General features: G+C 71.0%; 18 protein-coding genes and 1 tRNA gene. 13 read left to right on the forward strand and 6 right to left on the reverse strand.

The genetic code is table 11. The features are described 5' to 3' along the window. Nucleotides 1-56: 56 nt before the first annotated feature. Entirely contained in the window at nucleotides 57-578 is a 522-nt protein-coding gene (locus ACN4JJ_RS17815; RefSeq protein ID WP_440711235.1) for a YflT domain-containing protein, read from the forward strand. 7 nt (nucleotides 579-585) lie between these two features. On the opposite strand, the gene ACN4JJ_RS17820 is transcribed toward ACN4JJ_RS17815, so the two are convergent. Then, on the reverse strand, nucleotides 586-2,061 hold the full coding sequence (locus tag ACN4JJ_RS17820) for an aminopeptidase P family protein (protein ID WP_440711236.1): 1,476 nt from the start codon (nucleotides 2,059-2,061) through the stop codon (nucleotides 586-588). Nucleotides 2,062-2,182: 121 nt separating this feature from the next. On the opposite strand from ACN4JJ_RS17820, the gene ACN4JJ_RS17825 reads away from it, so the two are divergent. Beyond that, nucleotides 2,183-3,061, forward strand: coding sequence for a PHP domain-containing protein (locus ACN4JJ_RS17825; RefSeq protein WP_440711237.1), 879 nt, complete (start codon nucleotides 2,183-2,185; stop codon nucleotides 3,059-3,061). A 147-nt stretch (nucleotides 3,062-3,208) separates the two neighbouring features. Here the strand turns inward: ACN4JJ_RS17825 and ACN4JJ_RS17830 are convergent, their stop codons facing one another. Continuing rightward, nucleotides 3,209-4,837, reverse strand: coding sequence for a DEAD/DEAH box helicase (locus ACN4JJ_RS17830; protein WP_440711238.1), 1,629 nt, complete (start codon nucleotides 4,835-4,837; stop codon nucleotides 3,209-3,211). Nucleotides 4,838-5,038: 201 nt separating this feature from the next. On the opposite strand from ACN4JJ_RS17830, the gene ACN4JJ_RS17835 reads away from it, so the two are divergent. Then, nucleotides 5,039-5,755: a ferritin-like fold-containing protein gene (locus tag ACN4JJ_RS17835; RefSeq protein WP_440711239.1), complete on the forward strand. Its 717-nt coding sequence runs from the start codon at nucleotides 5,039-5,041 to the stop codon at nucleotides 5,753-5,755. 12 nt (nucleotides 5,756-5,767) lie between these two features. On the opposite strand, the gene ACN4JJ_RS17840 is transcribed toward ACN4JJ_RS17835, so the two are convergent. Next, on the reverse strand, nucleotides 5,768-6,073 hold the full coding sequence (locus ACN4JJ_RS17840; RefSeq protein ID WP_440711240.1) for a hypothetical protein: 306 nt from the start codon (nucleotides 6,071-6,073) through the stop codon (nucleotides 5,768-5,770). 10 nt (nucleotides 6,074-6,083) lie between these two features. Then, nucleotides 6,084-6,308 (reverse strand): DUF3107 domain-containing protein, encoded by a 225-nt coding sequence (locus ACN4JJ_RS17845; RefSeq protein ID WP_440711241.1) that lies wholly within the window; start codon nucleotides 6,306-6,308, stop codon nucleotides 6,084-6,086. A 160-nt stretch (nucleotides 6,309-6,468) separates the two neighbouring features. On the opposite strand from ACN4JJ_RS17845, the gene ACN4JJ_RS17850 reads away from it, so the two are divergent. Both ACN4JJ_RS17850 and ACN4JJ_RS17855 read left to right on the forward strand, forming a co-directional pair. Beyond that, entirely contained in the window at nucleotides 6,469-9,837 is a 3,369-nt protein-coding gene (locus ACN4JJ_RS17850; RefSeq protein WP_440711242.1) for a PD-(D/E)XK nuclease family protein, read from the forward strand. Then, nucleotides 9,834-13,400 (forward strand): ATP-dependent helicase, encoded by a 3,567-nt coding sequence (locus tag ACN4JJ_RS17855; RefSeq protein WP_440711243.1) that lies wholly within the window; start codon nucleotides 9,834-9,836, stop codon nucleotides 13,398-13,400. The genes ACN4JJ_RS17850 and ACN4JJ_RS17855 overlap by 4 nt, the downstream gene beginning before the upstream one ends. Nucleotides 13,401-13,434: 34 nt before the next feature. Here the strand turns inward: ACN4JJ_RS17855 and ACN4JJ_RS17860 are convergent, their stop codons facing one another. Further along, a complete protein-coding gene (locus ACN4JJ_RS17860) occupies nucleotides 13,435-14,481 on the reverse strand; it encodes a phosphotransferase (RefSeq protein ID WP_440711244.1) in 1,047 nt (348 codons plus the stop codon). A 60-nt stretch (nucleotides 14,482-14,541) separates the two neighbouring features. Here ACN4JJ_RS17860 and nudC point away from each other — a divergent pair, with 60 nt between their 5' ends. Then, complete coding sequence (gene nudC / locus ACN4JJ_RS17865; RefSeq protein ID WP_440711245.1) at nucleotides 14,542-15,573, forward strand: NAD(+) diphosphatase; 1,032 nt, start codon at nucleotides 14,542-14,544, stop codon at nucleotides 15,571-15,573. Next, a complete protein-coding gene (locus ACN4JJ_RS17870; protein WP_440711246.1) occupies nucleotides 15,570-17,360 on the forward strand; it encodes an ATP-dependent helicase in 1,791 nt (596 codons plus the stop codon). Before nudC ends, ACN4JJ_RS17870 begins: the two co-directional genes overlap by 4 nt. A gap of 937 nt (nucleotides 17,361-18,297) precedes the next feature. On the opposite strand, the gene ACN4JJ_RS17875 is transcribed toward ACN4JJ_RS17870, so the two are convergent. Further along, on the reverse strand, nucleotides 18,298-19,644 hold the full coding sequence (locus ACN4JJ_RS17875) for a zinc-dependent metalloprotease (RefSeq protein WP_291049388.1): 1,347 nt from the start codon (nucleotides 19,642-19,644) through the stop codon (nucleotides 18,298-18,300). Between the two features lie 245 nt (nucleotides 19,645-19,889). Here ACN4JJ_RS17875 and ACN4JJ_RS17880 point away from each other — a divergent pair, with 245 nt between their 5' ends. From ACN4JJ_RS17880 to ACN4JJ_RS17905, 6 genes are all read left to right on the forward strand, one after another. Continuing rightward, nucleotides 19,890-21,020: a YlbL family protein gene (locus tag ACN4JJ_RS17880; RefSeq protein ID WP_440711259.1), complete on the forward strand. Its 1,131-nt coding sequence runs from the start codon at nucleotides 19,890-19,892 to the stop codon at nucleotides 21,018-21,020. Between the two features lie 136 nt (nucleotides 21,021-21,156). Then, the gene (locus tag ACN4JJ_RS17885; protein ID WP_440711247.1) at nucleotides 21,157-24,132 is read left to right on the forward strand and encodes a UPF0182 family membrane protein; all 2,976 of its coding nucleotides are present in this window, start codon (nucleotides 21,157-21,159) and stop codon (nucleotides 24,130-24,132) included. A 72-nt stretch (nucleotides 24,133-24,204) separates the two neighbouring features. Continuing rightward, a complete protein-coding gene (locus ACN4JJ_RS17890; RefSeq protein ID WP_440711248.1) occupies nucleotides 24,205-24,555 on the forward strand; it encodes a helix-turn-helix domain-containing protein in 351 nt (116 codons plus the stop codon). Beyond that, nucleotides 24,555-25,841: a type II toxin-antitoxin system HipA family toxin gene (locus tag ACN4JJ_RS17895; protein WP_440711249.1), complete on the forward strand. Its 1,287-nt coding sequence runs from the start codon at nucleotides 24,555-24,557 to the stop codon at nucleotides 25,839-25,841. Before ACN4JJ_RS17890 ends, ACN4JJ_RS17895 begins: the two co-directional genes overlap by 1 nt. A gap of 41 nt (nucleotides 25,842-25,882) precedes the next feature. Next, nucleotides 25,883-25,956, forward strand: a tRNA-Met gene (locus ACN4JJ_RS17900). Nucleotides 25,957-26,462: 506 nt separating this feature from the next. Continuing rightward, on the forward strand, nucleotides 26,463-26,654 hold a 192-nt coding region (locus ACN4JJ_RS17905), incomplete at its 3' end, for a hypothetical protein (RefSeq protein WP_440711250.1).

The following is a 26,654-nucleotide window of genomic DNA, read 5'->3' on the forward strand; positions in this document are numbered from 1 at the left end:
ACTTAGACCTTCGGCCTGGGCGGGTCCGTCGAGGCTCGCGTGGGACAATGGGGCCCGTGAGTGAACGAGCGAACGGTGCCCGCCGCGGATCCGCCCGCCTGCCCAGCATCCCGCGCGGTGAGACCGTCGCGACCTTCGACGGCTACCAGGAGGCGCAGGATGCCGTGGCCCGGCTGGCCAGGGCCGAATTCCCCGTGAAAGAGCTGTCGATCCTCGGCAGCGACCTGCGCTCGGTGGAGCAGGTGACCGGCGTGATGAGCTACGGACGGGCGGCCCTCGCGGGCGCCCTGTCTGGCTTGTGGGTGGGGCTGTTCTTCGGCCTGCTGTTCGTGCTGCTGTCGCCGAGCACCACGACGCCGCTGTTCATCGGGTCGGCCGCGCTGATCGGCGCCGGGTTCGGGCTGTTCTTCAACATCGCGGTGTTCAGCGTGACGCGCCGCCGCCGCGGGTACACCTCGGTGATGCAGGTGGTGGCCACCAGCTACACCATCGTCGTGTCGCCCGAGCTGGCGAACCGGGCGCGCAACCTGCTCGACGGCACGGAGCATCCGGCGGCCGGCCCCGGCGCCGGCGCCTGACGCCGCCTCAGCCGTTCAGGCGGGCGTACCAGGCCTCCACGTCGTCGGCCGTGCGCGGGATGCCGATGGAGAGGTTCTCGGCGCCATCGGCCGTGACGAGGATGTCGTCCTCGATCCGCACCCCGATGCCGCGCATCTCCTCGGGCACCGTCAGGTCGTCGGGCTGGAAGTAGAGCCCGGGCTCGATGGTGAACACCATGCCCTCCTCGAGCACGCCGTCGAGGTACAGCTCGCGCCGCGCCTTGGCGCAGTCGTGCACGTCGATGCCGAGGTGGTGGCTGGTGCCGTGCACCATGTAGCGGCGGTGCTGCTGGTTGTCGGCCTCGAGCGCCTGCTCGGCCGTCACCGGCAGCAGGCCCCACTCGGCCGTGCGCTCGGCGATCACCGTCATGGCCGTCTGGTGGATCTCGCGGAACCGGATGCCCGGCTTCACGATCGCGAAGGCGGCATCCGCGGCCTCCCGCACCGCTTCGTAGACCTTGCGCTGCACCGGGGTGAAGTGCCCGTCGATCGGCAGGGTGCGGGTGATGTCGGCCGTGTAGTAGCTGTCGAGCTCCACCCCGGCGTCGAGCAGGATGAGCTCGCCCGGGCGCACCGGCCCGTCGTTGCGGGTCCAGTGCAGGATGCAGGCGTGCGGCCCGCTCGCCGCGATCGTGTCGTAGCCCACCGTGTTGCCGTCTAGCCGGGCGCGGGTGTTGAAGACGCCCTCGACCAGTCGCTCGCCGCGCTCGTGCTGCGAGCTGCGCGCGAAGTCGGCGATCACGTCGTCGAAACCGCGGGCGGTGGCGGCCACGGCCTCGCGCATCTGGGCGATCTCGTAGGCGTCTTTCACCAGGCGCATCTCGGAGGCGACGCGGTGCAGCTCGGCGTCGGCGTCGGCACCGGCGCCGCCGGGCAGCGTGTCGTCGGCCTCCCGAAGCACCAGCGTGTGCTCGTCGAAGGCGACGCCTTCGAACTCGGCGATCGCGCGGGTGGCGACACCGAGGTCGCCGGCCACCTGGGCCAGCGACGGGCGGGCGCCGATCCAGAACTCGCCGATCTCGGGGTTGGCGTAGAACTCGTCGGAGTCGCGCCCGGCCCGCTCGCGGAAGTAGAGGGTGGCGTCGTGGCCCTCCTTCTGCGCGTCGCCGGCCTCGCGCGGCTCGAGCACCAGGAAGGCTCCGGGCTCGGAGTCGGAGCCCCAGGCGCTGAAGTACGCGAACGCGGAGTGGGCGCGGTAGGGGTAGTCGGTGTCGTTCGAGCGCTGCTTGGCGGCGCCCGAGGGCAGCACGATCCGCTTGCCGGGGAAGGCGGCCGAGAGGCGGGCACGGCGGTCGGCCGCGAAGGAGGCCTGCTCGCGGGCGGGCGGCACGGTGTCGGTGCGCTCGGCCCAGTCGCTGCCGATGTAGTCGCGGAACGCATCCGATCCCGGGGTCGTCGACCGGTTGCTCGTGGCGCGCGGTTCGGGGGCTTCGGTGACGGCGTGGTCGGTTGTCTCTGCCATACCTCCATTCTCCACCCTGCCCCTGACAGCGAGTCCCTGGCCCCTGGCGGCGAGGCCGTGCCCCTGAGAGCGAGATCGAGCGGCGGACGGCCGGCGCCGCGGCGACGACTACGATTGGGGGATGTCCTCCGATCGGCGCTTCCGCGGCCCGATCGACCTGCACACGCACAGCCGGGTGTCCGACGGCACCGAGTCACCCGCCGAGCTCGTGACCGCGGCGGCCGTGGCGGGTCTTGGGACGGTTGCCCTCACCGACCACGACTCGACCGCGGGCTGGGGCGAAGCGTCCGTCGCCGCCGTCGAGAACGACGTCACGCTCATCCCCGGCATGGAGCTCAGCACCCGCGTGGGCTGGGCCAGCGTGCACCTGCTCGCCTACCTGTTCGACCCTGCAGACCCGGCGCTGCTCGCCGAGACCGAGCGCATCCGGGTGGCGCGACTGCGCCGGGCCGAGGAGATGGTGGAGCGGATCGGCCACGACTACGCCCTCGACTGGGACGACGTGCTCGGTCAGACGAACCCGGGCGCCACGGTGGGCCGGCCGCACATCGCCGATGCGCTGGTGGCCCGCGGGCACGCGCTCGACCGCAGTGAGGCGTTCGCCGGCATCCTGCACTGGCGGGCCGGCTACTACCAGCCGCACTACGCGCCCGACCCGCTGCTCGGCATCCAGCTCGTGGTCGCCGCCGGGGGAGTGCCGGTGATCGCGCATCCGGCCACCCGCAGCCGAACCGACGTGGAGCTCGAGAGCCGGATGGCGGCGTACGCCGATGCCGGGCTCTTCGGCCTGGAGATCGACCACCGTGAGAACACCGACGAGGGCAAGGAACGACTCCGCCGGGCCGCGAAGCGCTACGGGCTGCGGCTCACCGGGTCGAGCGACTACCACGGCGAGGGCAAGCCGAACCGGCTCGGCGAGAACACGACGGCGCCCGAGGTGCTCGACGCGCTGATCGCGCGTGGGACGGGTTCGTCGCCCGTCTACCCTGCCGCGCGATAGCTCGCGAGCAGCACTCCGGTCGGGGTGGCTTCGGCGCTGATCACGGCCGAGCGCGGCCAGGCTCGCGGTCGGTTCAGATCTGCAGAAATACCGAGGACCGAGGCCGTATACGGCCCCGGTCCTCGGTATTCCTGGAGTTTCGAACCGTTACTCGGTGGGGCGGGGTGCGCGGCGGCGGTTGCGGCTGCGGCGACGCGGAGCGCTGTTGCCGTCGTGGTGCTCGGAGCCGGCTCCGGTGGAGATCGACTCGGTGGCGGCGGCGGGGGCTGTTCCGGATGCGGACGCGTCGGCCGTGCCGGACGCGGCGTCGGCGGTGGCCGGGGTGGTCGAGAAGATCTCGTTGAAGCTGCGAGGAGCCGCGTCGCCTCCCGAGGTGCCGCCCGACCGCGAGCGGCTGCGTTCGCGGGGCGGACGGCTGCCGCCCTCGGCGCCTTCGCGGGGGGCGCTCGACCGGCCGGAGCCGCCCTCGCGGGGGCCGCTGGACCGGCCGGAGCCGCCCTCGCGGCTGCCCCCGTCGCGGCTGCCGCCGGAGCGCGAGCCACCACGGCCGCCGGCGCCGGACGACGACGGGCGAACCTCTTCGGAACGCGTGCTCGCCTTGAGGCGCCCGCGGGTGCCCTCGGGGATGTCGAGGTCGGTGAACAGGTGCGGCGACGAGGAGTAGGTCTCGGTGGGCTCGGGCTGGCCGAACTCGAGCGCGCGGTTGATCAGCGCCCACTTGTGCAGGTCGTCCCAGTCCACGAAGGTGACGGCGATACCGGTCTTGCCTGCGCGGCCCGTGCGGCCGGCGCGGTGCAGGTAGGTCTTGTCGTCATCCGGGATGGTGTGGTTGATCACGTGCGTGACGTCGTCGACGTCGATGCCGCGGGCGGCGACATCCGTGGCGATCAGGATGTCCTTCTTGCCTGCCTTGAAGGCGGCCATGGCCCGCTCACGCTGCTCCTGGTTGAGGTCGCCGTGCACGGCGGCGGCGTTGAAGCCGCGGTCGTTGAGCTCTTCGACGAGCTTCGCGGCGGCGCGCTTGGTGCGGGTGAAGACGACGGTCTTGCCGCGGCCCTCGGCCTGCAGGATGCGGGCGATGACCTCGTCCTTGTCCATGTTGTGCGCACGGTAGACGAGGTGCTTGATGTTGGCCTGCGTCAGACCCTCGTCGGGGTCGGTGGCGCGGATGTGGATGGGCCGGTTCATGAAGCGGCGCGCGAGGGCCACGATCGGGCCGGGCATCGTGGCCGAGAAGAGCATGGTGTGGCGCTCGGGCGGGGTCTGCGCGAACAGCTTCTCGATGTCGGCGAGGAAGCCGAGGTCGAGCATCTTGTCGGCCTCGTCGAGCACCATCTCCTGCACCTTGCCGAGGTTCAGCAGGCGCTGGCCGGCGAGGTCGAGGAGGCGGCCCGGGGTGCCGACGACGATCTGCGCGCCGGCCTTGATCTGCTCGATCTGCCCTTCGTAGGCCTTGCCGCCGTAGATCGACACGATCTTGGTGGGGCGGTTGCCCGCGGCGATCTCGAGGTCTTCGGTGACCTGCACGCAGAGCTCGCGGGTGGGCACCACGACGAGCGCCTTGACGCCCGGCTCGGGGTCGAGCCCGAGACGCTGGATCAGCGGGAGCCCGAATCCGAAGGTCTTGCCGGTACCGGTCTTGGCCTGGCCGATGATGTCCTGCCCGTCGAGGGCGAGCGGGATGGTCTGCTCCTGGATCGGGAACGGCTCGAGGATGCCCTTGGCGGCAAGGGCGTCGACCATGTCCTGGTCGATGTTGAGGTCTGAGAAAGTCACTTGGGTTACCTGTCGTGAGTGCGAGGCCGCCGTGGTGAGAACGGTGCTGCGATGGCAGCGAAGCAATGACCGGCGATGGCGCCGGGCGGCGGCGATTGCCCCGAGTTTCGTCAGGGCCCGGGTCGAGTTTAGTCGACGAGGGCTCAGCACACGTCGCAGGCGCGTCGGGGCGGGCCGGGCGGCCCTTATAGGATTGGCGTCGTGTTCGGATTCCTCCGCCGCCCGAAGGTGCGCATCGACATCCCGCGGCTGCGGCCCCGGGAGAACGTCGCGAGCTATCCGAAGGTGAACCTCGCCGAGCTGACGCCCGAGGTGCTCCCGTATCTGGGGCAGGTGGCGTACGTGCAGCTGGCACTTTTCGAAGAAGTGTCGGATGCCATCGCGGCGGCTCCCACGGTGCACACCAAGCAGGCACTCGCCCCAGCCGCCCGCCAGGCGCTGGACAAGCACGAGCGACTGGTCGCCGAGATCCGCCGCCGGGTCGACACCCCGGCCGAGGTGATCGCCCCCTTCACGCCGGGCATCGACCGCTACCGCCGCCTCGTCAAGGGCTCCGACTGGTACGAGCAGCTCGCGAGCGTCTACCTCACGGGTGGCATCCTGGACGACTTCTTCACACTTCTCGCCGCCGGACTGCCGGGCGATGTGGGGCCGCGGTGCGCCGCCATCCTCGATGCCGAGACGGGGCGGATCGCCATCGCCGACATCCTGAGCGAAGCCATCACGGCCGACCCGATCCTCGGATCGCGCCTCGCACTCTGGGGCCGCCGCGTGGTGGGCGACACCCTGCTGGTGGCGCGATCCGCGATCCACCTCACCGGCAACCCGGAGTCGGACGAACAGCGGATCGAGCCGGTGTTCACCGAGATGATCGCGTCGCACACCCGCCGGATGGACCGCCTGGGCCTCACCGCCTGAGCGGCGGACGAGCTACGCGACCGGGACCTTGCCCGCGAGCAGCTCGGCGAGGCGTTGGTCGTCGTGCGCCTTGCGGCTGCGGCCGATCAGGATGTCGGCGGCCACCACGGCGATCGCGGTGACGACGAGGGTCACCACCCAGATCCAGCCGCCGTCCCACGGCCAGCCCGCCCAGGTGAGAGCCAGCCAGAGCACGGCCGAGACGGCGACGCCGATCCCGGGGATCAGCACGACGCCGTGACGATCGCGGTCGGGCAGCAGATACCGGGCGAGCAGGCCGAGGATCGCACCGCCGAGGGCGATGAAGAGCAGTTCCATGCTCGGGAGGTTAGCCGACGAAGCCGACGCGGCGCGACTCTTCGCTGCCGATCTCGACGTAGGAGAGCGAGGCGACGGGCACGACGTAGAGCTTGCCCTTGTCGTCGTTCAGCGAGACGTGGGTGCCGCCGTCGGAGAGCGCCGCCGCGACGATCGCCTCGATCTCGGCGGGGGACTGGCTCGACTCGAAGTTGAGCTCACGGGGCGAGTTGGCGATACCGATTCGAATGTCCATCATGGTGCCTTTCACGTCACGTGATCCAGGAGTGACCACCAGCCCAGATTACGGCACCGCCCGGGGCCGTCGAGGCGATATGGCGGGCCGGGGCACCAGCTGACAGCGAACACCCCGGGTCGGCATCCGGGTGTCGGCGGCGGCCGATAGCGTGGGGGCCGTGAACGAGACCGGCTCATCTGCGTCGGGCACCTCGGGCGTGATCGACGTCGAGGGGAGCCCCTCGATGGCGCACGCCCTCGATGCGCAGCAGCGGAGTGTCCTCGAACGCCCGGAGGGTGCCACGTTCGCCGTGATCGGCGCTCCGGGCACGGGAAAGACCAGCACCTTGATCGAGCTCGTGGCCGACCGGGTGCTGCGCTGCGGGTTCGCGCCCGAGAGCATCCTGGTGCTCGCGGCATCGCGGCAGGCGGCCACCCGGCTGCGCGACGCCGTGGCGCTGCGGCTGGGGCTGGTGTCGAACGGGCCGCTGGCGCGCACGGCGAGCTCGGCGGCGTTCGAGATCGTGCGGGCGGCCGGTGCGGCCACCGCGGCGCGCAGTGCGGGTGAACGGGCACGGCCGGTGGTGCTGCTCACCGGGGCCGAGCAGGACCGCATCCTGGCTGAGCTGCTGGAGGGCGGCGTCCAGGATGCCGAAGACGGGCTGGCAGCCGTGGAATGGCCGGATTCGCTGACACCGGAGGTGCGACGGCTGCGGGCTTTCCGCACCGAATTGCGCGAGCTGATGATGCGGGCCACCGAGAACGGCGTGTCCGCGAGCCGGCTGGCGCAGCTCGGCGAGCGGTTCGAGCTGCCGGAATGGGTGGCGGCCGCCGCCTTCCTGCGCGACTACGTGTCGGCGCTGGAGGGCTTCGAATCGGCGCACCTCGACTCGGCCGAGCTGCTGGCCGAGGCGCGCCGGCTGGTGCGGGAGGGCGGGGTGCTCGGGCACATCCGGCTGATCGCCGTCGACGAGCTGCAGGAGTTCCCGGTGGGGGCGCTGAACCTCGTGCGCGAGCTCGCCCGGGCAGGGGCGGCCGTGGTGGCGTTCGGCGATCCGGATGCGGCGACGGCGGGGTTCCGTGGCTCCGACGTGCGGGCACTGGGGCAGCTGTCGCGTGCGCTCGGTGTTCCGGCCGAGCCGCCCGTGGTGCTGCGTACCTCCTACCGGCAGCGCGGCGCCGTGCGCGAGCTCACCCGGCGTGTCACCGAGCGCATCGGCGCGGCGGCGGCAGGTTCGCAGCGCGCGACGACCGACGCCGTGGTGCCGGGTTTGCAGCGCGCGATGACGGATGCGGTGGTGCCGGGTTTGCAGCGCGCGATGACGGATGCGGTGGTGCCGGGTTCGCAGCGCGCGATGACTGACGCGGTGATGCCGCATGCGGCGCCGACGGATGCCGGGACGAGGGTGGCCGGGGGCGCGAGCGCCGGTGCGCGCGACGCGGCCGGGCGCAGCGAGGTGCTGCGGATCCAGGCCGATTCGCGGGCAGGGGAGATCGCGAGCATCGCGCGGCTGCTGCGCGAGCGGTTCCTGCTGCACGGGGTGGGCTGGGCGAAGATGGCCGTGATCGTGCGGTCGGGATCGCTGGTGCCCGCCGTGGCCCGCGGGCTCGCGCTGGCCGAGGTGCCCACGCGCACCCTCTCGGCCGTGCAGGCGCTGCGCGACGACTACGCGGCCCGGCACCTCGCCGAAGGGCTGGCGCTCGCGATGGGGCGGCTCGAGCCCACGCCGGCGGCGGTGGACTCGATCATCCTGGGCCCGCTCTGCGGAGTCGACCCGGTGGGGCTGCGCCGGCTGAGGCTCGCCCTGCGGCACGACGAGCTGGCGATCGAGGGCTCGCGGCACGCCGACGAGCTGCTGCGCGAGGCGCTCTTCATGCCGGGAGCGCTGCTGGCGATCGACTCCGCGCCCGCACGGCGGGTGGCGGCGCTCGGCACCACCCTCAAGCTGCTCGCCGAGAGCCACCGCGAGGGCGCCACCGTGGAGGAGCTGCTCTGGCAGCTCTGGCAGCGCACCGGGCTCGCCAAGCGCTGGGGCGACCTGGCGGCCGGATCCGGGATCGTGGCCGACGAGGCCAACCGCAACCTCGACGGCGCGGTGGCGTTGTTCACCGCCGCCAAGCGCTCGGTCGAGCGCGAACCCGAGCGGGCCGCCGAGCTCTTCATCGACGAGTTCCTCACTGCCGAGGTGCCCGAAGACACGCTGTCGCCGCGGTCGCGCAGCGAGTCGGTTCTCGTGACCACCCCCTCCGGCGCCGTGGGCGCGGCGGTCGAGATCGTGGTCGTGGCGGGCCTGCAGGAGTCGGTCTGGCCGAACCTCCGGCTGCGCGGCTCGCTGCTGCACGCGCCGCGGCTGAGCGCCGTGGCATCCGGAGCGGCCGCCGATCTCGACCAGGCCGACGACACCCGTGCCGACGTGCTGGCCGACGAGCTGCGGATGTTCGCACTCGCGGTGTCGAGGTCCAGCCGCACCACGGTGCTCAGCTGCGTGGCGAACGACGACGAGCAGCCCTCGGCGTTCTTCGGCTTCGCACCGGATGCGGGGGAGTACTCGGCCCCGCGGCATCCGCTCTCCCTGCGCGGACTCACCGGATCGCTGCGCCGCCGGGTGGCGGTCGACGGCGATCGCCGGGCGGCCTCGGTGCTGGCCCGCCTCGCGAGCGAGCAGGTGCCGGGGGCGGATCCCGCCCAGTGGTACGGGCTGAAGCCGTCCTCCACCGAGGAGCCGGTGCTCGATCCCGCCGATCCGGATGCCGTGGTGCGGGTGTCGCCGTCGCGCATCGAGGCCTTCGAGCAGTCGCCGCTGATGTGGTTCATCGACCAGGTCGCGGGTGGATCGAAGAGCCTCGCCGCGGGCATCGGCACGATCGTGCACTCGGTGATGGAGAAGGTGTCGGCCGATCCCGACGCCGAGCTGAGCATCGAGGAGCTGATGCGCGAGTCGGAGCAGCGCTGGCGCGAACTGCGCTTCGAGGCGCAGTGGATCGAGCAGCGCGAGAAGCGGGCGCTCGGCACGAAGCTCGGCGGCCTCTCCGACTACCTGCGCGACTTCTCGGCCGCGGGCGACGAACTGCTCGGCGCCGAGGCCGGGTTCGAACTGCGGATCGGGCGGGCCCAGCTGGCCGGCTCGATCGACCGCATCGAACGCCGGCACGACGGGCGGGTGCTCGTGATCGACTTGAAGACCGGGAAGTATCCGCTGTCGAAGGCCGATCTGCCGGGCAACGCGCAGCTGGCCGCGTACCAGCTCGCGGTCCGGTCGGGCGCGGTGGAAGGGCGCGCGGTGCCCGTGGACGATGACGACCCGGCTCGCGTGCAGGGCGGCGCGGCACTGCTCTACGTGGCCAAGGGCGAGGCGGGCGTGCGGTTCACGCTGCGCTCGCAGGAGCCGCTGGACGACATCGCCCTGCAGGAGATCACCGAACGGATCGAGAAGGTGGCGGAGGGGATGGCGGCCGCACGGTTCCCGGGAGTCGCCGACCCCGAGGAACGCGACCTGCAGAACCGCTACGACTACCGCATCCAGCTGATCAAGGCGGTGTCCGAATGAGCGACGCCCTGTTCGACCTGGCCGATCTGGAGGATCCGGAGGCGTTCGCGCGCCGTGCCGAGTCGGTGGCGGCCGCCTCGGCGGCTCCCGCGGGCCCGGGCGGAGCCGCTCTCGCCGGCGCCGGCGCCGCCACCCGTCCCCGGATCGGCGCCGCCGAGATCGCCGAGCGCCTCGGGCTGCCGAGCCCGACGGTTCAGCAGCGCGCCGTGATCGAGGCGCCGCTCGCGCCCCGGATCGTGGTGGCGGGCGCCGGCAGCGGCAAGACCGAGACGATGGCGAACCGCGTGGTCTGGCTGATCGCGAACGGGCTCGTCGCCGTGCCGGAGGTGCTCGGCCTCACCTTCACGCGCAAGGCGGCCGGGGAACTGGCGGAGCGCATCCGCAAGCGGCTCGAGCAGCTGGCCGAGGCGGGACTGGCCGTGATCGACGTGGATGCGTTCGAGACCCCCACGATCGCCACCTACAACGCCTTCGCGAACAGCATCTTCCGCGAGAACGCCGTCACGATCGGCCGCGAGGGCGAGGCCGCCGTGCTGAGCGAGGCCTCGGCCTGGCAGCTCGCGCGGACGGTGGTGGTGGGCTCCCGCGACGAGCGACTGCTGCAGCTGGACAAGTCGGTCGACGTGGCCACCTCGGCCGTGCTCGCACTCAGCCGCGCGCTGGCCGAGAACGTGGTCGCCTCCTCCACGGTGCACTCCTACGCCGAGCGGTTCGCCTCGCTGGCCGACCTGCCGACCGGTTCCGCGCGCATCAAGGGCATCCAGCGCGACCTCGAGAAAGCGGTCGGCGCGGTGGCGACCCTGCCTCTGCTGCTGGATCTGGCCGACGCCTACTCGGCCGAGAAGGTGCGCCGCGGGTACGTGGAGTACTCCGACCAGATCGCGCTCGCGCTCGCGATCGTGCAGAGTTCACCGCGGGTGGTGGGCGACTACCGCGACCGGTACCGGGTGGTGCTGCTCGACGAGTACCAAGACACCAGCGTGGTGCAGACGCGGCTGCTCTCGGCGCTGTTCGCCGGCACGCCGGTGATGGCGGTGGGGGATCCGCACCAGTCGATCTACGGCTGGCGGGGCGCCAGCGCGGCCAACCTGGCCCGGTTCGCGGCTGACTTCGCGCCGAGGCACGATGCGGCAGAGCACGATGCGGCGGAGCTCGACGCGGCGGAGCTCGATGCGGCGGAGCTCGACCTCGACCTCGCTGACGGGGCGCCCGCGGTGGTCGCCGAGACCGTTCCCGACGGCGATCCGGATGCCCGCGTGCCGTACGCGCTGTCGACCAGCTGGCGCAATCCTCAGTCGGTGCTGGAGGCCGCCAACGCGCTCGTGCGGCCTCTGTCGGCGGCGTCGGACGTGCCGGTGCAAGAACTCGGCCCCCGGCCGCAGGTTCCGGCGGGGCGGCTCGAGGTGACGTTCGGTGAGACCGTGCACGACGAGGCGCGGGCGGTCGCGGGCTGGTTGCAGGCCCGACTGGCCGAACGGGATGCCGAGGGCGAGCATCCGTCGGCCGCCCTGCTGTGCCGCTCGGTGAAGAAGATCGAGCCGTTCACCGCCGCCCTGGACGAGCGGGGCATCCCGTACCACGTGCTCGGCATCGGGGGGCTGCTCGGGCAGCCGGCCGTCGCCGACCTCGTCTCGATGCTGCGGGTGCTCTACCACCCCACGGCCGGGCCCGACCTGGTGCGCATCCTGGCCGGCGCCCGGTGGCGCATCGGCACGAAAGACCTGATGGCCCTGCGCTCGGTCGCCTCGTGGATCTCGCAGCGCGACCACCGGTTCCAGAAGCTCGATCCGGCGGTGGCCGCCCAGGTGCGCGGCTCGGTGGTGGCCGACGAAGACCGCTCCATCATCGATGCGCTCGACTTCGTGGCCACGGCGCCGGCCGACCACAGCACCCTCGGCGGCTTCACCGAGGTGGGGCTCGCGCGGCTGCGCCACGCGGCCCGCCAGTTCTCCGATCTGCGCCGGCGGGCGGGCCTCGGGCTCGTCGACTACGTCGACCTCGTGCAGCAGGAGCTGCTGCTGGACATCGAGGTGCTGGCGAGCCCGCACGCCGCCTCCGGCCGCGCGAGCCTGGAGGCCTTCTCCGAGCAGCTGGTCTCGTTCCTGGCGCTGGATCCGGCGGCGGGCCTCGGCGAGTTCCTTTCCTGGCTCGAAGAGGCGGAGAAGCGCGACCGCCTCGAGCCGCGCACCGAGGCGCCGGAGCCCGGTACCGTGCAGATCCTCACCATCCACGGCGCGAAGGGCCTGGAGTGGGACGTGGTGGCGATCCCGCGGATGGTCGACGGCGAGCTGCCGGGCGATCCGCGCTCCAACCTGGGCTGGCTGGCGTTCGGCGAGCTGCCGTTCGAGTTCCGGGGTGACGCGGCCGAGCTGCCGCAGCTGGCCTGGCGCGGCATCGAGAAGCAGAACGAGTTCAAGGGCGTGCTCGACGACTTCAAGCGGGCGAACGCCGAGCACTACGCCGCCGAGCAGCGCCGCCTCATCTACGTGGCCGTCACCCGGGCACGATCCCAGCTGCTGCTGTCGGGCTCGTACTGGACGACGGGCGTCAAGAAGCTGCGCGCGCCCGGTCTGTACCTGCGTGAGCTGGCCGAGGAGGGCATCATCCCCGAGGGGGTGCTGCCCGAGGCCTCGGTGCACGACGAGAACCCGCTCGCCGAGTCGGAGAACTGGACGGGCTGGCCGCGCGATCCGCTCGGTGCCCGGCGCCCTCGGGTGGAGGCCGCGGCCGCACTCGTCGTCGCCGCCGATCCGGGAGCGGCCACTCCCTGGGACCACGAGGTCGAGCTGCTGCTGGCCGAGCGGGCCGCGAAGAACGGCGAGCGGATGCTCGACCTTCCGGTGCGCATCCCGGCATCCCGCTTCAAGGACTACGTGGCCGACCCCCAGGCCGTGGTGCGAGGCCTCCAGCGGCCGATGCCGGAGCGGCCGTTCCGGCAGACGAGGCTCGGCACCCGGTTCCACACCTGGGTCGAGGAGCGGTTCCGGCAGGGCGGCCGCACCGAGCTCCTCGGCGAGCCGCTCGGAGCGGGGTTCGGCGACTCGATCGACGTCTTCGACGACGAGTTCGAGGCGCTCGAGCCCGACGAGTCGACGCTGCTCGGAACGGTGCCGGGGGACACGGCGCCGGAGGACACGGTGCTGGGTGACACGGTGCCGGATGCTGTGGCCGAGAACGACGACCTGGCCGAGATCGCGGGGCTGATCGCCACGTTCGAGGCCTCGGAGTTCGGCGACCGCCAGCCCGCCGAGGTCGAGCTGGAGATCCACCTGGTGCTGGCCGGGCGGATCGTGATCTGCAAGATCGACGCGATCTTCGTCGACGGCGATCGGGTGGAGGTCGTCGACTGGAAGACGGGCAAGGCCCCGGCCGACGCCGCCGACCTCGAACTGAAGCAGCTGCAGTTGGCGCTCTACCGCCTGGCCTACGCCCGCTGGAAGGGCATCGACGTCGACCGCGTCGGCGCCTCGTTCTACTTCGTGGCCGAAGACCGCGTCATCCGCCCGGAACGCCTGCACACCGAGGCCGAACTCGAGGCGCTCATCCGCAGCTCGATGCTCTAGAACTCGGCGACTCCCGAGGAGATGGGCGGGGGCCTCAGTCTTCGGAGATGCGGTTCGCGTGCTCCGAGGCGCCGGCGCGCACACCCGGGAGGGGCGTGCGGTCGAGCATGGCCTCGACGTCTTCGACCGCCATCACCTGGCCGGTGTCGGTGGAGAGCGGGTTGAGCAGGTCGTGCTCGACCGTGCTGCGGAGGCTGCCGAGCATGGCCTCGGCGTCGGCCACGATCGAGGAGTCCCGGCTGTCGACGCCGTGCAGCAGCCAGCGGGCGATCTCGAGCTCGGCGTAGAGCCGGGCGCGCTTGCGCAACTGACGGTCGGCGGGCTTGGTGAGCGCATGCTCGTAGCCCTCGTACACCCGGTCGGCGCTGGACGCGCTGGAGGCGGAGTTCAGCCAGAACAGGTCGAGGGCCGGATCGCCCACGCGCAGGTTCTGCCAGCCGATGATGCCGGTGACCTGCGAGTTCACCAGCAGGAACGACTCCGGGGCCAGCGCACCGTTCACGACGGTGGGCTGGAACTGCCAGAGCGCACTGTCCTCCAGCGCCAGCGACCACCGCGTGAGCAGTTCGGTGGGCACCTTGCCCGAGGCGGCCGCGCGGTCGGCGAGCTTGCGGGAGGTGGCGGCGATCTGGGTGGCCGAGTTCGCGCTGAGCCCCGCATCCGACACCACCGAGGTGGGCAGCGAATGCACGGCGGCGATGGCCCGCCCGATCGAGTCGGAGGCGCTCTGCTCGCCGCCGACGTCGTGCAGCGACCCCGGCGTGCCCTGGATGTAGTCGTAGACCACCGCGCGGGTCTCGCCGATCGGCGCCTGGCCGACGAAGGAGGGGATGTGGAAGGGCAGACGTGAGCGCACACCCGAGGTGAGCGCGTTCAGCGCCACCAGGTCGCGGGACTGCTCGGACTCGGCATCCGAATTCACCGGAACCCGCACCACGTACTCCTCGCCGGAGCGCAGCGTGACGACCGCGGAATCGAAGCGGGCGACACCCGGACCGGTGAGCGCGCGGGTCGTCACGATGTCCGCCCCGGCGACGGCGGAGGTCGCGAGCGCGGCTAGAGTGAGTGGGGATCTGGCCATACCCCTAGGGTAGGGCGGCTCCGTCCGGCCACGGCTTTCGCCACGCACGATTGGGCAACCATGTCACGCGCTTTCTCGTCCACTCTGCCGCTCTCCCGTCACCGGGTGGATCGCGATCACGACTCCCGCCGTGACGAGGCCCTGCTCGAGGAGTATTTCGCCCGTGCCGACGCCCGCGTGCTGCTGCTGCACCGCGGTCAGGCGCTCGCGACCGGGGGAGGCCTGCCCGAGGGGTACGACGGCTTCGGCCCGCGCCCCGAGGTGGCGATCGAGCAGCAGGCGGTGCTCGCGCTGCGGGCGTCCGCCGCGCTGCCGGAGGGCATCCGCTCGGCCGTCCGTCAGGGCGACCTCGTGCGCATCTATCTCGGGGTGGCTCTGGATGATTCAGCCGCGCTCGCCGCCGGAGCTCCCGTCTTCGCGATCGCGGTGGGTGACGCCGAGGCCGATCAGCTGGCGACGGATGGCGCGACCTGGGTGAACCTGCGCCTGGTCGCCGCCGACCTCGACGACACCATGGCCGGCATCTTCACCGAGGCCCTGGCCATCGCCAACTGGCACGCCACACACACGCACTGCCCGCGCTGCGGCGCGGCCACCGTGGTGGAGAGCGGCGGCTGGGTGCGCCGCTGCCCGGTGCAGGACATCGAGCTCTTCCCGCGCACCGACGCCGCCGTGATCGTGGGGATCGTCGACCACGACGACCGGTTGCTGCTCGGCTCCAACGCCCTCTGGGAGAACAACCGCTACTCGCTGCTGGCCGGTTTCGTGGAGCCCGGCGAGTCGCTCGAAGCCGCGGCCGTGCGCGAGATCGCGGAGGAGTCCGGCGTGGTGATCGACGAGCCCGTCTACCTCGGCTCGCAGCCGTGGCCGTTCCCGGCGTCGCTGATGGTGGGCTTCATGGCGACCGTGTCGGCCGAGCATCCGGCGGTGCTGCGGCCCGACGGCGACGAGATCCTCGACTTGCGCTGGTTCACCCGCGAGCAGATCGCCGATCCCGCCAGCGACGTGCTGCTGCCCGGATCGTCGTCCATCGCCCGCGCCATCATCGAGCGCTGGTTCGGCGGACCGCTGCCGGAGCGCGCGCAGGCGTGAGCGACGGCACCTCCGACGACCTGCTCGACGCCCTCGATCCGCAGCAGCGGGTCGCGGCCCGCTCGCTGCTCGGCCCGGTCTGCATTCTCGCCGGCGCCGGCACCGGCAAGACCCGGGCGATCACGCACCGCATCGCCTACGGTGTGGCGACCGGGGTGTACTCGCCGAACCGGGTGATGGCGCTCACCTTCACCGCGCGGGCGGCGGCCGAGCTGCGCACGCGCCTGCGGCCGCTCGGCGCCGGCGGGGTGGCGGCTCGAACCTTCCACTCGGCGGCGCTGGCCCAGCTGAACTACTTCTGGCCGCAGGTGATCGGGGGAGAGGCGCCCCGCATCGTCGACAACAAGGCGAAGGCCATCGCGCACGCCGCCGAGTTGCTGAAGCTGCGGCTGGACACGGCGACGCTCCGCGACGTGGCCGGCGAGATCGAGTGGCGCAAGGTCTCGAACCTGAGCATCGCCGACTACGCGGTGGCGGCACGCTCGTCGCGGGTGCTGCCGCCCTCGCTCTCGGTCGACCAGATGATCGAGCTGCAGGAACGGTACGAGGCCCTGAAGGACGAGCGCCGGCAGCTCGACTTCGAGGACGTGCTGCTGGTGACCGCCGGGATGATCGAGACCGAGGCCTCGGTGGCGTTCCAGGTGCGCGAGCAGTACCGCTTCTTCGTGGTGGACGAGTACCAGGACGTCTCGCCGCTGCAGCAGCACCTGCTCGACCAGTGGCTGGGCGACCGGCGCGACCTCTGCGTGGTGGGCGACGCGAGCCAGACGATCTACTCCTTCGCCGGGGCGAGCGCGAGCTACCTGCTGGAGTTCGGCAGCCGGCATCCGAACGGCACCGTGGTGACCCTGGAGCAGAACTACCGCTCCCGGCCGCCGATCGTCGCGGCGGCCAACCGCCTCATGCGCGGCCGAGCCGGTGCTCTGACGCTGCACGCGGTCGATCCGGCCGCTCAGGACGACACGACCACCGCTGCGGTCGACCAGACCGCTCCGGATGCCACGACCCCCGTTCCGGCGCAGGAGACCCCCGTTCCCGCGGTGGAGCCCACCGTCACCGCCTACCCGAACGACTTCGCCGAGGCGGAGGGGGTCGCCGCGGCGATCGCCCGCCTGATCGCCGAGGGCACGCCCCCGCAGGACATCGCGGTGCTCTACCGTCTCAACGCCCAGTCGGCTCCTCTGGAACGCGCGCTCGCCGATGCCGGGGTGGTCTACCAGCTGCGGGGTGCCACCCGCTTCTTCGACCAGCCCGACATCAAGCGCGCGGTGATGGAGCTGCGCGCGGCCTCGGTGTCGATCAGCGACGAACCGCTGTTCAAGTCGGTCAGCGACGTTCTTCGCTCCCGTGGCTGGGCGCAGGAGGCGCCGGAGGGCACCGGCGCCGTGCGCGATCGCTGGGAAGCGCTGAACGCCCTGATGGGCCTGGCCGAGGGGATGCCGCCGGGCACGACCTTCCGCCAGTTCACCGACGAGCTGATGGAACGCCAGTCGTCGCAGCACGAACCCACCGTGCGCGCGGTGACCCTCGCCACCCTGCACTCCTCGAAGGGTCTGGAGTGGCCGGCCGTGTTCATCCTGGGGGTGGCCGAGGGCCTGCTGCCGATCAGTCACGCCGAAGGACTGGCGGGCGTCGACGAAGAGCGGCGGCTCCTGTACGTGGGCATCACCCGCGCCCGCGATCGCCTGGCCCTCTCCTGGGCGGCGGTCGGATCACGCCGGAACACCGAGCGTCAGCCGTCTCGTTTTCTGGAAGAGACCGGCATCCGCAGTCCGGGTGCACGCTGAAGCGCAGCTGATCCAGCGGCGGGGGCGCGACAGACGACCGCCCCGGCGACCCGTTCCCGTACTCCGGCCGACGGATGCGCACGGCCTCGTGTGCCCAGCGCAGCCCGGCTCCGCCGCTGAGGAACTCGCCCAGGACGCGTGCCGCCGCCGTGGCCGCCGTGCTGACGCCCAGCGCATCGGCGCTCGGGGCACGGCGCTGGAACAGTTGCGAGGCCAGCGCCGGCCAGGCCGGATCGGCGTCGACCCGATGCATCTCGAGGCACTGCGCGCACGGACCGCCGCCGGGGTGCACCACCGGCCCGACCCGCACCGAGCGGTCGCCGAACTCCACGAGCAGATGCGGCAGATCGGCGCGCAGCCACTCGGCGGCCCGGCGCGGTGGCACCGCGTAGTGCGCGATCACCACGGCGGCGACCGCCGGCTCGGAGGCAGCACCGGCCGAGGCGGCGACCGTGGACATGGACGTGGAGACAGGCGGCGAGGGGAAGAGGGGGCCACCGGCCTCGGACGGCGGGAGCACACGGGCGCCCAGCCGCTGCAGCAGCTCGCCCATCACCGCCGCCGGGGCCCCGCCCCCGTCGACCGCGACGACCGTTCCCGCCAGCGGCGACGCCCGGTCGCCTGTCTCGTCTCGGGCCGGGTCGGGCTGCCGCGCGAGAACTCCCGCCACTTCGCCGAGCAGGCGGTCGACCGCCGCAGAACCGGCACCGGCGCTGGCCGCGACGGCGTCGAGCACCCCGCGCGACGAGCCGCGGGCGAGCACACCGAGCATCAGCTCACGCGCCGCATCCACCCCCTCGAGAACCGCCACGGGCGGCTCCACCCCGAACTGCACGGAGCGCGGCGTGCGCCAGATCAGCGGGCGGTCGGGATCGAGACGGAGAACCATGCGGGCATCCTGCCCGACGGTTCACCGCCCCGAGGCGTTATCCACAGCTCACGGCACGGGGGGCTGGTCGTCCCCGTCTTTGGTCTGCTCTTCACGGAGAAGATCTTCCAGCGCCTGATCCATCTCGTCGGGCTCCGGGTCTCCGGCGAGCAGGCGCGCCACGAAGGCCGCCGGGTCGTCGAGGTCGGCGGAGGTGGGCACCAGGTCGGGGTGCGACCACAGGGCGTCTCTCTGCTCCTGGCCCACCGCATCCGTCACCGCCTGCCACAGGGCGGCGGCGTCGCGCAGGCGCCGGGGCCGCAGCTCCAGGCCGATCAGCGCGCCGAACGCCGACTCCGCCGGGCCGCCGGTCGCCCGGCGACGGCGCACCGTCTCGGCGATGGCGTTCCAGCGCGGCAGCCGCGACGAGGCCTGCGCGGTCACCACGTCGACCCAGCCCTCGATCAGCGCGAGCGTGGTCTCCAGCCGGGCGAGCGCGTGGAGCTGCTGCTCGGTCTTCGGCGGGATCAGCGCACCGCTGGCCATCGCGTTCCGAAGCTCTTCGGGGTTGGACGGGTCGAAGCTCGAGGCCAGCTCCTCGAGCCGGCTGGTGTCGATCGAGATGCCGCGGGCGAACTCGGTGATCGAGGAGATGACGTGCAGCCGCAGCCAGCGGGCGTGCCGGAACAGCCGGGCGTGCGCGAGCTCGCGGATGGCGAGATAGAGCTGCACCTCGTCGAGCGGGATGTCGAGCCCCTCGCCGAAGTCGGCGATGTTCTGCGGCACGAGGGCCGCCTGGCCCTCTTCGAGCAGCGGGATGCCGACGTCGCCGCCGGACACCACCTCCTGCGAGAGCTGGCCCACGATCTGGCCCAGCTGCATGGCGAACAGGGTGCCGCCGAGGTTGCGCATCAGCTGCGAGGCCCCGGCGATCATGCCGGCCATCTCTTCGGGCGCCTGGTCGCGCAGTACTTCGGTGAGGGCATCCGAGATGCTCACTGCCACCGGCTCGGCGAGCTGCGTCCACACCGGCACGGTGGCCGTCGCCCACTCGGTGCGGGTGATCAGGCGCGGGGCGACCGCCGAATCCGACAGGGCCGTCACCTCGTCGAGCCAGAGCGTGGCCACGTGCAGCGCCTGCTCGAGCGAGGCGCGGCTCTGATCGGTGATGGAGAGGTTCGCCTTGCCGGCGATCTCCTGCGCCTGCGTGCGGGCCGCATCCCAGTTCACGCCCTCGGTGCTGGACTGCATGGCGTTCTGCAGCTGCGCCATCAGCTGCTGCACGGCGGCCGGGTCGGACGGCAGGCCGGCCGCGCTCGCCAGCTTCGAGGGGTCGATGTCGGAGTTGCCGGCGAGGAACTGGCGCAGCATGTCACGGAACTCGTCCTCGGGTTCGTCGCGGGGCTCGTCGCTCACGGTGCGTCCTTCTCTCTCAGCGACACCCGCCGGAAGCTCTCCAGAATCTCCATGCGGGCTGTCAGATTGTGCTTCTACGCTAACTGCTGCCCCGCCGCCCAGGCTGGGTTTTCCCATAAGCTTGAGCGCCGTGCCGTGCGCCCGTGGCGAACAGCCTCGGCACCACCACCACCTGTGCCGGCGCGACCCGAGCCGGCACGACCCGCACCGGCATGACCCGCACCGGCGTGCAGCGAGAGGATTCCGTGAGCCTGTTCGAACCCGAGGATGCTCGCGACCCGGTGCCGAAGCGCGTTCGCGCCGGCTGGACGGTGCTGCTGATCGCCCTGGTGCTGGCGCTCGTGATGAGCTTCCTCCCCGCTCCCTACGTGATCGAGCAGCCCGGCCCCGTCTACAACACGCTGGGCACCCAGGAGCAGGACGGCGAGGACGTACCGCTGATCGCGATCTCCGGCGCCCAGACCTACCCCACGGCGGGCACGTTGGACATGCTCACCGTCTCGGTGCGCGGCACGCGCGAACAGCGGCCGTCGTGGGCCGAGATCATCGGGGCCTGGCTCGACTCCAGCAAGGCCGTGCTGCCGATCGACGCCGTGTATCCGCCCACCGTCACCACCGAGCAGCGCAACCAGCAGAACGCCACCCTCATGGTCGACAGCCAGCAGGAGGCCATCGCGGCCGCCCTCACCGAGCAGGGCATCGCCTTCGACACCGAGGTCTCGGTGGCGGGCATCGATCCGGACGGCCCGGCCGCCGACCTCCTCGTGGCGGGCGACCTCATCCTCTCGGTGAACGGCACGGAGTCGGCCACGGTCGAGCAGCTCCGGGCGGCGCTCGCGGCCAACGGCACCGACACCCCGGCGCAGGTGCTGGTGGAGCACGCCGACGGCACCCAGGAGACGATCGCCATCACGCCCGTGGTCTCGGCGCAGACGGATGCCCCCGCCCTCGGCATCAGCGCCGGTTACAGCTACACCTTCCCCTTCGACGTCGAGATCCAGCTCAACGACGTGGGCGGGCCGAGCGCCGGCATGATGTTCGCCCTCGGCATCATCGACATGCTCACCCCGGGCGAACTGAACGGCGGGCAGAACGTGGCCGGCACCGGCACGATCGACCCGGAGGGCACCGTCGGCGCGATCGGCGGCATCCGGCAGAAGATGGTCGGGGCCGTGGACGCGGGTGCCACGTACTTCCTCGCACCGGCCAGCAACTGCGACGAGGTCGTGGGGCACGTGCCCGACGGCATCCAGGTGTTCGCGGTCTCGACCCTCTCGGATTCGATGACCGCGCTGCAGACGATCGCCGACGGCGGCGACACCTCGGCGCTGCCGAGCTGCGACACGGTGATGTCCGGCGCCACGACGGCGCCGTGACCTCGCCGTGACGCGACTCCCTGACGGCTCTCAGACGGGCCTGCCTAGGATTGGCGTTGTCTAGGATTGATGGAGACCGGCGCCCTGCGCTGCACTCACTCACCACAGCGCTGCACCCATAAACACAGAGGCATACGTGACTTCCCAAACAGCAGAGAAGCCCGCACGACGTTCGAGAGTCACTCTCGCCATCGCGATAGCGATCGTGGTGGTGCTGGCGATCCTGTTCTTCGTGTTCTCGACCCTGTACACCGAGATCCTCTGGTACGACCAGCTCGGCTTCCTCAACGTGCTCACCACGCAGTGGCTGGCCGGCGGCGTGATGTTCTTCGTCGGGTTCTTCGCCATGGCGATCCCGGTCTGGGCCTCGATCGAGGTGGCCTTCCGCTGGCGCCCCGTCTACGCCAAGCTCAACTCGCAGCTCGACCGCTACCAGCAGGTCATCGAGCCGCTGCGCCGCCTCGCCACCTTCGGCGTCCCCGCGGTGCTCGGCCTCTTCGCCGGCGTTGCCACGGCCTCGCGCTGGCAGCTCACCCTGCAGTACCTCAACCGCACCGCGTTCGGCCAGACCGATCCGCAGTTCGGTATGGACATCTCGTTCTACATCTACGACCTGCCGTTCTGGCGCGGGGTCGTGGGCTTCGCCTCCGCCGTCGTGATCGTGTCGGGCCTGGCGGCCATCGCCACCAGCTACCTCTACGGCGCCATCCGGTTCAGCCAGCGCGAGGTGCGCATCTCGAAGACCGCGCGCATCCAGATGGCCGTCACGGCGGCCGTCTACCTGCTGCTGCAGGCCGTGAGTATCTGGCTCGACCAGTTCGCCACCCTCGCCGACAGTTCGGGCATCATCACGGGTGCGTCGTACGCCGACGTGAACGCCACCATCCCGGGCCTGCAGATCCTGGCCGGCATCGCGGCCATCGTCGCCATCCTGTTCCTCGTCGCCGCCGTGATCGGTCGCTGGCGCCTGCCCATCATCGGCACCGCCCTGCTCGTCGTCAGCGCGCTGATCCTCGGGTCGCTGGCTCCGTGGGTGGTGCAGCGCTTCCAGGTCGACCCGAGCGAGCGCACCCTCGAGCAGGACTACATCCAGCGCAACATCGACATGACGCGCGATGCCTACGATGTGGCCGACGTGGAGGAGACGCCCTACGACGCCACCACCACGGCCGAGCAGGGCGCGCTGCGCAACGACGCGGCCACCACGGCCAACATCCGCATCCTCGACCCCGCTCTGGTGACCAAGTCGTTCCAGCAGTTGCAGCAGTTCCGGCAGTACTACCAGTTCCCCGACCACCTCGACGTCGATCGCTACGACATCGACGGCCAGGTTCAGGATGCCGTGGTCACCGTGCGCGACATCAACATCGACCAGCTCGGCTCGTCCGCCACCTGGTACAACCAGACGGTCGTCTACACCCACGGCTACGGCGTGGTGGCGGCCTACGGGAACCAGCGCTCGGCCGACGGCCAGCCGGTGTTCATCGAGTCGGGCATCCCCTCGGTGGGTCAGCTGGGCGACTTCGAGCCGCGCATCTACTTCGGTGAGAACTCACCGGCCTACTCGATCGTCGGCGGCCCCGAGGGCAGCTCGAAGATCGAGCTCGACTACCCCTCGGGCGAAGACGGCGCCTCGCAGACCTACACGACCTTCGAGGGCGACGGCGGGCCCAAGCTCGACAACATCTTCAAGCGGCTCGTCTACGCGCTGAAGTTCCAGTCCGAGCAGATCTTCCTGTCCGACGCGGTGAACGACGACTCGCAGATCCTCTACGACCGCGATCCGGCCGAGCGCGTCTCCAAGGTCGCGCCCTACCTCACGATCGACTCGGATCCGTATCCCTCGGTGGTCGACGGCCACGTCGTGTGGATCGTGGACGGCTACACCACCTCGGCGAACTACCCGTACTCGAAGGTGCAGTCGCTGAGCTCGTCGATCGCCGACACCTACACGCCCACCCCGGCGTATCCGGTCGACGACATCAACTACATCCGCAACTCGGTGAAGGCCACGGTCGACGCCTACGACGGCAAGGTCACGCTGTACGCCTGGGACGACCAGGATCCGCTGTTGCAGACCTGGGAGAAGATCTACCCGGCCACGGTCAAGCCGATCAGCGAGATGAGCGGCGAGCTGATGAGCCACGTGCGCTATCCGGCCGACCTGTTCAAGGTGCAGCGCTCGATCCTGGGCCAGTACCACGTGACGGATGCCGGTTCCTTCTACTCGCAGGAAGACGCCTGGACCACGCCGAACGACCCGACCTCCTCGTCGACCAGTCCCACGCTGCAGCCGCCGTACTACCTGACGCTGCAGATGCCGACGCAGGACGACCCCTCCTACTCGCTCTACTCGACGTTCATCCCGCTCTCGCAGCAGGGTGAGTCGTCGCGGAGCGTGCTCACGGGCTACCTCGCGGTGGACGCGAACGCCGGTTCGGGTGCGGGGGAGAAGTCTGCCGACTACGGCAAGCTCCGCCTGCTGACCTTGCCCAAGGACGACACGGTGCCCGGCCCCGGTCAGGTGCAGAACAGCTTCTCGTCTGATCCGGCCGTCTCCTCGGCGCTGAACCTGCTGCGGCAAGGTGAGAGCCAGGTGATCAGCGGAAACCTGCTGACGCTGCCGGTGGGTGGCGGTCTGCTCTACGTGCAGCCGGTCTACGTGCAGTCGCGCGGTGAGACCAGCTTCCCGTTGCTGCAGAAGGTGCTGGTGTCGTTCGGCAACAAGATCGCGTTCGAGAGCACGCTCGACGGCGCGCTCGACTCGCTGTTCGGCGGAGACTCGGGGGCGGTGGCCGGCGACGGCGACCTGCCCACCGACGGCACCGGGGGCACGAGCACGACCGACGGCGGCGGCACCACCGACGGCTCCGGGACGACCGACGGATCGGGCACGACCGACGGATCGGGCACCACGAATGGCTCCGGCACCACGGATGGCTCGGGCACGCCGGTCACGGGCGATCCGGTGCTGATGGCTGCTCTGGCCGACGCCGAGAAGGCGCTGGCCGACAAGGACGCCGCTCTCAAGGCCGGCGACTGGACGGCCTACGGCGAGGCCGACCAGCGCCTGAAGGATGCGGTCGATCGAGCCATCGCGGCATCGAATTAGTATCACCGCATAAAGGGCAGAAAAGTGCCCTTAGCGTTGCATTATCGGTCTAAGGTGCAGGATAATGCACGTATGGATCTCATCACGACGGCCTCCCTCGAGGCCGAAGCGGAGGCGGTCACCACCGAGGAGCTCGAACAGCGCCTGGGTGACCGCCTCCGCTCGCTGCGACTGTCGAAGAATCTCGACCAGGCCACCGTGGCGTCCCGCGCCGGGGTGAGCCTGCGCACGGTGAAGAATCTCGAGCACGGGCGCGGGTCGAGCGTCGCCACCTTGGCGGCAGTGGTGCGTGCCCTCGGCCGGCTCGACTGGTTCGAGCAGCTCGAGCCGCCGGTGGCCGTGAGTCCGTTGCGGATGCTGGCGCAGGAGCGCCGTGAAGCGGTGCCGCGCCGGGCGTCCCGGCCCCGTGGCGCGGGTCGCTGATGGCCTACACGCCGGTCGCGGTCATCGAGGTGCGGGCCTGGGATCGCACCGTCGGCGCACTCGCTGCGGATCCGGCATCCGGATCGTACGCCTTCGAATACGACCCGGAGTGGATCGCCTCCGGCATCGAGCTCTCGCCGCTCAGCACGCCGCTGGGGGAGCGGGTGCGGGTGTATCCCGGCCTGCCCGAGGCCACCTACCATCGTCTGCCGCCGTTCGTGGCGGATGCCCTGCCCGACGACTTCGGCAATGCGCTCGTGACGGCGTACCTGGCGTCGCAGGGTGTCGAGCGTTCGGCCATCACGGCGCTGGACCGTCTGGGGTACCTCGGCAGTCGCGGTATGGGCGCGCTGGAGTTCCGGCCGACCCGAGGGCCTCAACGTCGGCGGCCGACGGCGCTCGAGCTGTCGGAGCTGGTGACGGGGGCCCGAAGTGCGCTCTCCGGGCGGATCGAGGGCGACCGGGAGTCGGCCGCGGCACTGGCCAACCTGATCCAGGTCGGCACCTCGGCCGGTGGGGCGCGGGCGAAGGCCATCATCGCCTGGAACCCGGCAAGCGACGAGATCCGTTCGGGTCAGCTGCCCTCCGAGGCGGGTTTCGAGCAGTGGATGATCAAGCTCGACGGGGTGGGGCGGGATGCCGAGCTCGGCAGCAGCGCCGGCTACGGGCGGATCGAGTACGCCTACTACCTGATGGCGACGGCCGCGGGCATCGAGATGTCCCCGTCCCGGCTGCTGGAGGAGAACGGCCGGGCGCACTTCATGACCAAGCGCTTCGATCGAGCGCCCGATGGCCGCAAGATCCATCTGCAGACGCTGTGCGCGCTGGCCGAGCTCGACTACAAGCAGCGCGGAACGCATGACTACGCCCAGTACTTCCAGGTGATCGCGGCGCTCGGGCTCGGCGATGCGGCGCTCACCGAGGCCTTTCGCCGGATGGTGTTCAACGTGCTCGCGCGCAACTGCGATGACCACACGAAGAACTTCTCGTTCCTGCTCGATCCGGCGGGCGGCGGATGGCGGCTGGCGCCGGGATACGACATCACGTACGCCTACAACCCGCAGGGGCAGTGGACGTATCAGCACCTGATGTCGGTGAACGGCGAGTTCGCGGGCATCACTCGGGAGGACTTGCTCGCGGTGGCGGATCGTTTCCAGGTTCTCGGGCGGTTCGAGGCCATCGCGGCGGTGGAGAAAGCCATTGCCGGGTGGCCCGGGTTCGCTGCCCAGGCGGGGCTCTCTGGGGAGGATGCGGAGCGCATCCGGTCGGAGTTCCCCGATCTGTGAGTTTGGGCTGCTTTCTCGTGTGCTAGAGTAGATTCTTGTGCCGCGGGGTGGAGCAGTTCGGTAGCTCGCTGGGCTCATAACCCAGAGGTCGCAGGTTCAAATCCTGTCCCCGCAACGAAAACGAGAAGGCCCGGTCATCGACCGGGCCTTCTTTTTGCGTTCTCGGGGGAGTTTTGGGGCTGTCGCTGGGGGCTGGCGCTGTGGGGCTGCCGCTGGGGGCTGCCGCGCGCTTCGCGCTTGCCTTCGATGGGCGTGGCTGGGTTGTCGGGGTCGGTTGCCTTGTCGTCATCATCCATCATTGGTGACGGATGCGCGCGGCCGGGCCCTATCCATCGAGGGCAAGCGCGGAGCGCGCGGCAGCCCCGTCGGCTTCCGGGACCGATGTCGGTGGTCGATGATTGAATTAATCTCATGATAGAGATGGATGCGGCGGATGCCGGGCCCCGGCGTCAGATCGACGCGCGCGCCGCATTCGACGCCGATCTTGACTACGTCGAGGACATCACCCGGCGCCAAGCTGCGCTCGAGGCCGACAAGATGGTGGCGGTCGCCCGGCTGTCCCGCCGGGTCCGCGGGCGCACCCTTGGCCTTGACGCANTGGTCGATGATTGAATTAATCTCATGATAGAGATGGATGCGGCGGATGCCGGGCCCCGGCGTCAGATCGACGCGCGCGCCGCATTCGACGCCGATCTTGACTACGTCGAGGACATCACCCGGCGCCAAGCTGCGCTCGAGGCCGACAAGATGGTGGCGGTCGCCCGGCTGTCCCGCCGGGTCCGCGGGCGCACCCTTGGCCTTGACGCAGACGAG

The sequence above is a fragment of the Herbiconiux dendrobii genome (genome assembly GCF_052048175.1).
Taxonomy (GTDB): Bacteria; Actinomycetota; Actinomycetes; order Actinomycetales; family Microbacteriaceae; genus Herbiconiux.

Bases quoted from the DNA above. Each gene is read 5' to 3' on its own strand.
- ACN4JJ_RS17845 (WP_440711241.1), bottom strand. From the start codon at position 6,308: ATGGACATTCGAATCGGTATCGCCAACTCGCCCCGTGAGCTCAACTTC.
- ACN4JJ_RS17840 (WP_440711240.1), bottom strand. From the start codon at position 6,073: ATGGAACTGCTCTTCATCGCCCTCGGCGGTGCGATCCTCGGCCTGCTC.
- ACN4JJ_RS17860 (WP_440711244.1), bottom strand. From the start codon at position 14,481: ATGGCCAGATCCCCACTCACTCTAGCCGCGCTCGCGACCTCCGCCGTC.
- ACN4JJ_RS17820 (WP_440711236.1), bottom strand. From the start codon at position 2,061: ATGGCAGAGACAACCGACCACGCCGTCACCGAAGCCCCCGAACCGCGC.
- nudC (WP_440711245.1), top strand. From the start codon at position 14,542: ATGTCACGCGCTTTCTCGTCCACTCTGCCGCTCTCCCGTCACCGGGTG.
- ACN4JJ_RS17890 (WP_440711248.1), top strand. From the start codon at position 24,205: ATGGATCTCATCACGACGGCCTCCCTCGAGGCCGAAGCGGAGGCGGTC.
- ACN4JJ_RS17895 (WP_440711249.1), top strand. From the start codon at position 24,555: ATGGCCTACACGCCGGTCGCGGTCATCGAGGTGCGGGCCTGGGATCGC.
- ACN4JJ_RS17855 (WP_440711243.1), top strand. From the start codon at position 9,834: ATGAGCGACGCCCTGTTCGACCTGGCCGATCTGGAGGATCCGGAGGCG.
- ACN4JJ_RS17825 (WP_440711237.1), top strand. From the start codon at position 2,183: ATGTCCTCCGATCGGCGCTTCCGCGGCCCGATCGACCTGCACACGCAC.